Raw genomic sequence first — 7,095 nt, 5'->3', positions numbered from 1 at the left:
CTGGAATTATGTTAAATTCTTGACTGAGCCTGTGCCGATTATTTTTAGCAAACTCTCCTAGCTCTCTATAACCTGAGTATCCTAGCATTGTTCCCAGTATTATTACTACTAATACTATCCATAAAGGGTGTCTTTTTCCTTGATCTTTCCTAAAGTCCTTGACTTGTTTCAGTTTTTGTATTAAGCTCAACATATATTTCAAAAGTTGGCGGTCACTTCTCATTTTACCTGATAGTTATCGCTTTTACTTTTGATATTCTGATGGGAGAATGAAACAGCCCTACCTTGATAAGGGGGGCATCTGATAATTTTTAACGCCTACCTACTTAGGGTCTGCTGAATAAATCTAAAAACCTTGCTGGATAAGACTTTTAGCCTTTTTTGAAATCCAAAAGTACCAGATATGGGAGTGATCAGGGGGAAATTCAGGTACTTTTTCCCTGAAAATTAGGTAATTGACCCCCTCAAAATCGGTAAAACCCCACACCCCACACCCTACACCCTACACCCTGCCCCTAGGAAAAACTTTTTCAGCAGACCCTACTTAATTTTTGCTTATGGAATCGTGAAATACCTATCAGGCAAGACTTTTAGGGCTATTTTGACGTTCGGCGATGCTCAGTCGAGCCGAGGAAGAAACTAGAAAATATCAGTATAGACCTGGTTTCCACACATAAACCAGAAGCTCCCAAATACTGATGGGCAGTCAGGAGTTTAAGCTTGTGGAGAGACTGTAAGACTCCTTGGGATTCGTCTCAAAAAGCAGGTTTCTGTGAAGCAAGAATCTCCCATCACACAGCTTTGCATTGTGATGGCGAGAGTGTCAAAATTGTGTTCAATTACTCGTCATCCCAGTCATGCCTTCCAGCGGTCAAGTGAAATCGATTTTTTTTCTGATCCTCTTTCTCCTCAGTATTCTAGGGGGTATTCTACTGGCTTCGCTACTTCAACAACCAGCGATCGCCCAATCCCCTTCCTCGGATACAGTGCTGAATCGTTATCAAATTGGACAGCAAACCTATCTAGAAAATTGTGCCACCTGCCATATTGCCATTCCTCCGAGCATCCTACCGAGTCAAACTTGGAAAAAAATCCTAGAAAATCCTAATTCTCACTATGGTATCCGTTTAAAACCAATTGTCGGCATTACTCAGCGTCTTATCTGGGATTATCTCAGTTATTCTTCCCGCCCTCTTAGCGAGACTACTTTTGTTCCCCTCCTAATTGAACAGTCCAGCTATGTAAAGGTTTTGCATCCTAGGGTCAATTTACCTAATCCTATCGGTCATACCACCTGTGTCACCTGTCATCCCAACGCTTCCCGCTACGATTATCAAACCCTTACCCCCATCTGGGATGATGCAGCCTAATCAGGAGTCAGTGATCAGTTTTCAGATGTGAGTTTTTAGTTCACTGATTACTGTTTACTGATCACTGAGAGGAGGTGCAGTTAGGGTGATTTCGCCGATTTGACCAGCTTTACCCATTAATTGGGCAGGGTTTTCGTTAAGAGAGATTTTAACAGCGCCAGCATTGCCCGATCGAATATTTAAACTCTTTTGGGCTGTCCAAGTTTGTTTAGTACCGGGTTGGAGAGTGCCTTCATGGACTTTTTTGCCATCGGCAATTACCCTTACCCAAGCGGCCTGTTCAATAGTTACCTCGGCTGAGAGGGGAACTTTTGGCTGAGGAGAAAGGGAAGGAGAGACTACTGGTGCGGGAGGGACTACCGGTGCGGGGGAAACCACGGGGGAAGGAGAGGGAGTAACGGCAGGGGGGTTAGAGAGAGGGGGACGGAGGAAAAGATAGCCAATACCACAAAATATGCCCGCCAGCAAGCCTAGCCAGAGATACATCCCGAAAAAGGTTGATTTAGCCGGTTGGAGGCCAGTTTCCGGGGCTGGTTTTTCTGGTTTCACTGGTTCCACTTTTGGGGCAGCGGGTTCAGCCTTGGGGAGAGGGGTAGCTTTTGTGGGCAGTGTTTTCGGGATAGTTACCTCTTGGGCTAATTGTTCCGCACTAGGAGACAAGCGATCGGCTAAAGCTTTACCATCAATTTTTAGAGCATCACCGTAGCGTTTGATAAATCCCTTGACATAAATTAATTCTGGTAATTTCTCCCAATTCCCCGTTTCCAACGCTTCTAGCATTGGTACTCTAATCATCGTCAGGGCGGCGATATCGTCTATGCTCAGGCCGCTTTCTTCCCGTTTTTGACGTAAATAAGTCCCGATTTCCTTGATTTGTTCGGCTTGTAGGGGACTGAGTTGACTCATAATTCCAGTCATAATCTATACCAACTTAGATGATAATCTCGATTTTGTTATTTTGGGATAATCTGTTCTCTAGAAGCTCCTTTCACCTTGTCATCATTACCGGCGAAAAGGTTCCAAAAACTGGCAAAAATCGGCAATACTTGCCAAAGTTAAGTTTTTTATTCTCGGTTGACTGCACTGGCTACTTAGTGCATACATTTGTTCTCAATACTTGTTTTTCTCCAACTCTCAGCTTATCGTTAATTATGACCTTTATTCCCCATCCCGACACCGCCCCCCTTAACCTTACCTGTGCCGTAGTCACGGTGAGCGATACTCGTACCCCAGAGACGGATAGGAGTGGCCAAATAATTCAAGAGTTACTAACTCGATCGGGTCATGATATCGGCCTATACTTAATTATCCCTGATGAACCCTTACAAATTCAAGCAATCTTACCAGAGATTAGTAATCAAAATCAGATAAAAGTCTTAATTCTCAATGGGGGTACGGGTATTGCTCCCAGAGACAATACATACGATGCTTTAGTACCTTTATTAAGGATTACTTTGCCCGGTTTTGGCGAATTATTTCGTTATCTCAGCTATCAGGAAATTGGCTCCCGTGCCATGGCATCAAGGGCAATAGCTGGGGTTTATCAAAACTTATTGGTCTTTTCTCTCCCCGGTTCCACTAATGCCGTTAAATTGGCCCTAGAAAAACTGATTCTTCCCGAAATTTTACATCTGGTTAAACAGCTGAATGGATAATTTATTGGGATTTGATCTGGGCGGAAATTTCTTGAAAACATACATCCCAAAAATAGCCAGCTAGATTCACAGCACTTAACAGTTTAGGAATTCCTTCACTTAGACTAGCAAAACCTTGATTTTTAATCTGGAGAAAATCAATAGTTATCGCCAAAGTTAAAAGTGCTAAAGCGATGATTAAAATTTGGTAAGAAGTTTGTGTTATTTGCCGCCAAAATGCTAAACCATAAATCAGAATTGCCAGGCCGTAAACAGAGATAGTCAAGAATTTGGGAATATTAAAATAGAGGAGAATGATATGAATTCTGAAGATTTCATTGATGGCAATCAGTCCCGTTATTATACCAGAAAAAAGTAAAAAATTGTCAGAATTATTGAAACTTGTCTTGCGGGACAATAAATCATAACTAAAAAGGCAAACAATCGGAGGTAAACAACAAAGCAATTGAAAAGAATGGGTTAATAAACCGGCGATCGGAGTTGGGGGAGTAGCGGGAGGATAAAACAAAAGACTAGAGTTTAATTTTGCCCGATCAACCCCAGCAATCAAAGCTAAAATCAAGAGGAGAACGACAAGATTTATTTTCAGAAAATGCTGTTCTCGTGAGGACATAAGTATAGTAGTTTATAATTGTGGCTATTAACCACGGTATAATTCACAAAGTGCCGCTTTCTACAGGCTCGATCTACATACCGAAGCGCCAAGCATTTCCCTAATTGTGTTAAGGACAATTTTCTCGGTTTTCTATGCTCGATCAAAAAGAACTTTTGTGTTTATTACAATTGGCTAGTCCCATTTTACCCGTGGGGGCCTATAGTTATTCCGAAGGGCTAGAAACCCTCGTCGAAAAGGGGATTATCTCCAATAGTGCCAGCTTAAATGATTGGTTAGAGCGATCGCTATGTCAAGGCTCGATTCGCTTAGAAACGGCTGTTTTAGTAAGGGTATATCGTTGTTTTTGTCAAGAGGATTTTACAAAACTTAATTATTGGGACAATTGGTTATCGGCAACGCGAGAAACAGCCGAATTAAGACAGCAAAGCTGGCAAATGGGGCGATCGCTGTTAAACTTATTGCGGGAGTTAGCACCGGCCAGAGATAATCTACCAGAACAGGCTAATTATGCCACCGCTTTTGCGATCGGGGCAAGTCATTGGCAAATTGGGGAAGAATTGGCGGTTTTAGGCTATTTACACAGTTGGGCAAGTAATTTAATCAATGCAGGATTGCGTTTAATTCCTCTAGGACAAACCCTAGGACAATCCCTTCTGATCGGTTTACAGCCCAGTTTATTAACAGCAACAGCAGATATTATCAGTTTAGCCGATGAAAACCTGAGCAGTTGGAGTTGGGGGCTAAGTTTTGCCAGTATGAACCACGAAACCCAGTATAGTCGTCTATTTCGCAGTTAGAAATTTAGAGAGAAGAGCAGGAGAATGACGGAAAAAAGCAGATAAGGTATAGTATGATTGAAAAAAATCTTAGGTCCTAGTTCTCGCTTTCTGAGTGACTAAGGGTTTTAAGGAAAGATGCGAACACTCTACCTAGCCACAGTGTACCAATGTTTAGTCAATCAGAAAAAATTCCCGTTTCGGTGTTGATTCCCGCCAAAAACGAGGAATCTAACCTTCCCGCCTGTTTAGAGAGTGTTGCTAGGGCTGATGAAGTGTTTGTCGTCGATTCCCAAAGTAGCGATCGCTCGATCGAAATATCTACAAACTATGGGGCTAATGTAGTCCAATTTTATTTTAATGGTCGTTGGCCGAAAAAGAAAAACTGGTCCCTCGATAATCTGCCTTTTCGCAATCAATGGGTATTAATCGTCGATTGTGATGAGAGAATCACCCCCGAACTATGGGACGAAATCGCCAGCGTGATCCAAGATCCCAACTATAACGGTTATTATCTCAATCGTCGCGTCTTCTTCCTCGGACAATGGATTCGTTATGGTGGCAAGTATCCCGACTGGAATCTGCGCTTATTTAAACATAAGTCAGGCAGATACGAGAATTTAAACACGGAAGATATCCCCAACACGGGAGATAACGAAGTTCATGAACACGTTATCCTCGATGGCAAGGTGGGATATCTCAAAAATGATATGCTGCACATCGATTTCCGCGATATCTATCATTGGTTAGAAAGACATAATCGTTATTCCAACTGGGAGGCGCGGGTTTATTACAATATTCTCACGGGTAATGACGAAAGCGGCACGATCGGAGCGAACTTCTTCGGTGATGCGGTGCAGAGAAAACGTTTTTTAAAGAAAATTTGGGTAAAATTGCCCTTTAAACCGCTGCTGCGCTTTATTCTCTTTTATTTTATCCGTCTCGGTTTCTTGGATGGCAAAGCTGGTTATATCTACGGTCGTCTTTTGAGTCAGTACGAATACCAAATTGGGGTTAAATTGTACGAATTACGGCAATTTGGCGGTAAATTAAACGTTAATACCCATACTAATCCTCCGATTAAACCCTCGGAACCTCAACCCGCAGAAATGATTAAATAGGTTTTATGTCCCCAGAAATCCGCACCGATGAGGAAGCGTGGCTAGATCTGCGTACCTACGATCAATCTTGGTTTGATCGCGGTCGTTCTAATCCGATTATCCTACTTTGGTGGTTAGTACAGGGAATTCTTTTTCCCCTCAGTTTGCACCAAATGGACAGCTTTCGCTGCGCTATTTTGCGACTATTTGGGGCTAAAATCGGCCTTGGGGTGAAAATTCGCCCGACGGCAAGGGTTACTTATCCTTGGAAAGTGGCGATCGGCGATTATACTTGGATTGGCGATGATGTGGTGATTTATAGTTTAGATAACGTTACCATCGGCAGTCATTGTGTGATTTCTCAAAAATGCTATCTTTGTACTGGCAGTCACGATCCTGGCGATCGCTCTTTCGGCTTAAAAACCACTCCCATCCTCATCGGTAATGGTACATGGATCGCGGCCGATTGTTTCCTAGCTCCGGGGGTAAAAATTGGCTCTAATGTTGTTATTGGGGCAAGAAGTAGCGTATTTGCCGATATTCCCGCTCAAAAGGTCGCTTGGGGCAGTCCCTGTCGTCCTCAATACGATAGAAAGATGAATTCTTCTCTTAGTTAAGCTTAAGAGGCATTTTTTGCGGTCTTCCGCTCGCTTTTGCCCCACTGGTTCCCACGGAACATATTAAGCTGTTCGTAATTTAAATTGCTTGTTGAGACGAGGCAAGAGACTTAGGCGGTGAGCTCACTAACAAGTTCGACAAGAGTTCGGCGAGGCTCACTCGAGTGGACGGTGAGCTTGTCAAACCGTCGCTCACTAACACGAACGCTCAGCCGAACCGCCGAACGGCACTCATGCAAAAGGGTGAATGAATAATCAGCTTTTAATAACGGGATTTAAGATCACAGCTTCAATCAATGTGCATGGTGCGTTCCCCAAAAATCGATCGCTGGAGTAGTAGGAGCCACATTAGGGAACGCACCCTACGGCGATAGCTAACGGCTAAGTTGAGCCGCCACGATTAGATTTGAGATTCTTGTGGTTCATCCTGTTTTGGTCGGCTCCAACGACTTGTTAGACCTTGCTTTGGTGGTAAGCTGACTACCTGCCTGCCACTTTCTGCTTGTCTTTTTTGCCAATCTACAAACATTGCATCTAAATCGTAGTTAAAGGATTTAGCGTGTTCTTCTCGAAATTTATGAATTTCATCTAAAATGTCATCTTGCCACATCGTTATAATCTCCTAAAAGTTCGTAAGGAGTACAAATTATGGGTAACTCGTATCCCAAATCAAGACTGATCTCTGCCAACTTCCTCTGAATTTGAGCGTTGGCAATATGTTTACAGTTCAATGTTAACAAGTAATCTAGCCCGTGCACAGTCGCCGCCGCAATGTGAACCGCATCATCAGAAGCTTTGGGAGGAAGATTGCTTCGCATAACCCGTATTTCTCACAAAAAGTGCGATCACCAACCCCAGAAGCTTTACAGAATGAGGGTTTGAACAGAGCGCTCGCCTCGAAGTACAAACGACAGTGTGTTGACGTTCCAAGACTTAAAATCATTATCAATTAGACGTTAGG

General features: G+C 43.1%; 9 protein-coding genes and 1 pseudogene. 5 read left to right on the top strand and 5 right to left on the bottom strand.

Annotated elements, in window-relative coordinates; translation table 11 throughout:
• Positions 1-193, bottom strand: a 193-nt coding sequence (locus IM456_RS15490; RefSeq protein ID WP_287707184.1) for a transposase family protein, incomplete at its 3' end; no start/stop codon positions are given.
• 664 nt (positions 194-857) lie between these two features.
• Between IM456_RS15490 and IM456_RS15485 the strand changes: the two genes are divergently transcribed.
• Complete coding sequence (locus IM456_RS15485; protein WP_149988414.1) at positions 858-1,370, top strand: dihem cytochrome c family protein; 513 nt, start codon at positions 858-860, stop codon at positions 1,368-1,370.
• A gap of 54 nt (positions 1,371-1,424) precedes the next feature.
• On the opposite strand, the gene IM456_RS15480 is transcribed toward IM456_RS15485, so the two are convergent.
• Positions 1,425-2,288 (bottom strand): helix-turn-helix domain-containing protein, encoded by an 864-nt coding sequence (locus IM456_RS15480; RefSeq protein ID WP_149988415.1) that lies wholly within the window; start codon positions 2,286-2,288, stop codon positions 1,425-1,427.
• A 233-nt stretch (positions 2,289-2,521) separates the two neighbouring features.
• Here IM456_RS15480 and IM456_RS15475 point away from each other — a divergent pair, with 233 nt between their 5' ends.
• Entirely contained in the window at positions 2,522-3,025 is a 504-nt protein-coding gene (locus IM456_RS15475; RefSeq protein ID WP_287693174.1) for a MogA/MoaB family molybdenum cofactor biosynthesis protein, read from the top strand.
• 1 nt (position 3,026) lies between these two features.
• Here IM456_RS15475 and IM456_RS15470 read toward each other — a convergent pair whose 3' ends face one another.
• On the bottom strand, positions 3,027-3,638 hold the full coding sequence (locus IM456_RS15470; RefSeq protein ID WP_287693175.1) for a DUF8692 domain-containing protein: 612 nt from the start codon (positions 3,636-3,638) through the stop codon (positions 3,027-3,029).
• 134 nt (positions 3,639-3,772) lie between these two features.
• Here IM456_RS15470 and IM456_RS15465 point away from each other — a divergent pair, with 134 nt between their 5' ends.
• From IM456_RS15465 to hpsU, 3 genes are all read left to right on the top strand, one after another.
• On the top strand, positions 3,773-4,438 hold the full coding sequence (locus tag IM456_RS15465; RefSeq protein WP_147071920.1) for an urease accessory protein UreF: 666 nt from the start codon (positions 3,773-3,775) through the stop codon (positions 4,436-4,438).
• Positions 4,439-4,587: 149 nt separating this feature from the next.
• Positions 4,588-5,538 (top strand): glycosyltransferase family 2 protein, encoded by a 951-nt coding sequence (locus IM456_RS15460; RefSeq protein WP_149988417.1) that lies wholly within the window; start codon positions 4,588-4,590, stop codon positions 5,536-5,538.
• Between the two features lie 5 nt (positions 5,539-5,543).
• Positions 5,544-6,134 (top strand): hormogonium polysaccharide biosynthesis acetyltransferase HpsU, encoded by a 591-nt coding sequence (hpsU, locus tag IM456_RS15455; protein WP_149988418.1) that lies wholly within the window; start codon positions 5,544-5,546, stop codon positions 6,132-6,134.
• A gap of 400 nt (positions 6,135-6,534) precedes the next feature.
• Here hpsU and IM456_RS15450 read toward each other — a convergent pair whose 3' ends face one another.
• On the bottom strand, positions 6,535-6,744 hold the full coding sequence (locus tag IM456_RS15450; protein ID WP_002732654.1) for a hypothetical protein: 210 nt from the start codon (positions 6,742-6,744) through the stop codon (positions 6,535-6,537).
• Positions 6,731-6,949, bottom strand: a pseudogene (locus IM456_RS15445) (PIN domain-containing protein); the annotation flags it as partial. The gene IM456_RS15450 and the pseudogene IM456_RS15445, both read right to left, overlap by 14 nt.
• Between the last annotated feature and the right edge of the window lie 146 nt (positions 6,950-7,095).

It is taken from the genome of Microcystis sp. M079S1 (assembly GCF_020246425.1).
GTDB lineage: Bacteria > Cyanobacteriota > Cyanobacteriia > Cyanobacteriales > Microcystaceae > Microcystis > Microcystis aeruginosa.
Note: the sequence above shows the minus strand (reverse complement) of the source record. Positions and strands in the feature narration are given on the sequence as shown.

Coding starts and splice junctions, on each gene's coding strand:
- hpsU (WP_149988418.1), top strand. CDS start 5,544: ATGTCCCCAGAAATCCGCACCGATGAGGAAGCGTGGCTAGATCTGCGT.
- IM456_RS15475 (WP_287693174.1), top strand. CDS start 2,522: ATGACCTTTATTCCCCATCCCGACACCGCCCCCCTTAACCTTACCTGT.
- IM456_RS15485 (WP_149988414.1), top strand. CDS start 858: ATGCCTTCCAGCGGTCAAGTGAAATCGATTTTTTTTCTGATCCTCTTT.
- IM456_RS15460 (WP_149988417.1), top strand. CDS start 4,588: ATGTTTAGTCAATCAGAAAAAATTCCCGTTTCGGTGTTGATTCCCGCC.
- IM456_RS15480 (WP_149988415.1), bottom strand. CDS start 2,288: ATGACTGGAATTATGAGTCAACTCAGTCCCCTACAAGCCGAACAAATC.
- IM456_RS15450 (WP_002732654.1), bottom strand. CDS start 6,744: ATGTGGCAAGATGACATTTTAGATGAAATTCATAAATTTCGAGAAGAA.
- IM456_RS15470 (WP_287693175.1), bottom strand. CDS start 3,638: ATGTCCTCACGAGAACAGCATTTTCTGAAAATAAATCTTGTCGTTCTC.
- IM456_RS15465 (WP_147071920.1), top strand. CDS start 3,773: ATGCTCGATCAAAAAGAACTTTTGTGTTTATTACAATTGGCTAGTCCC.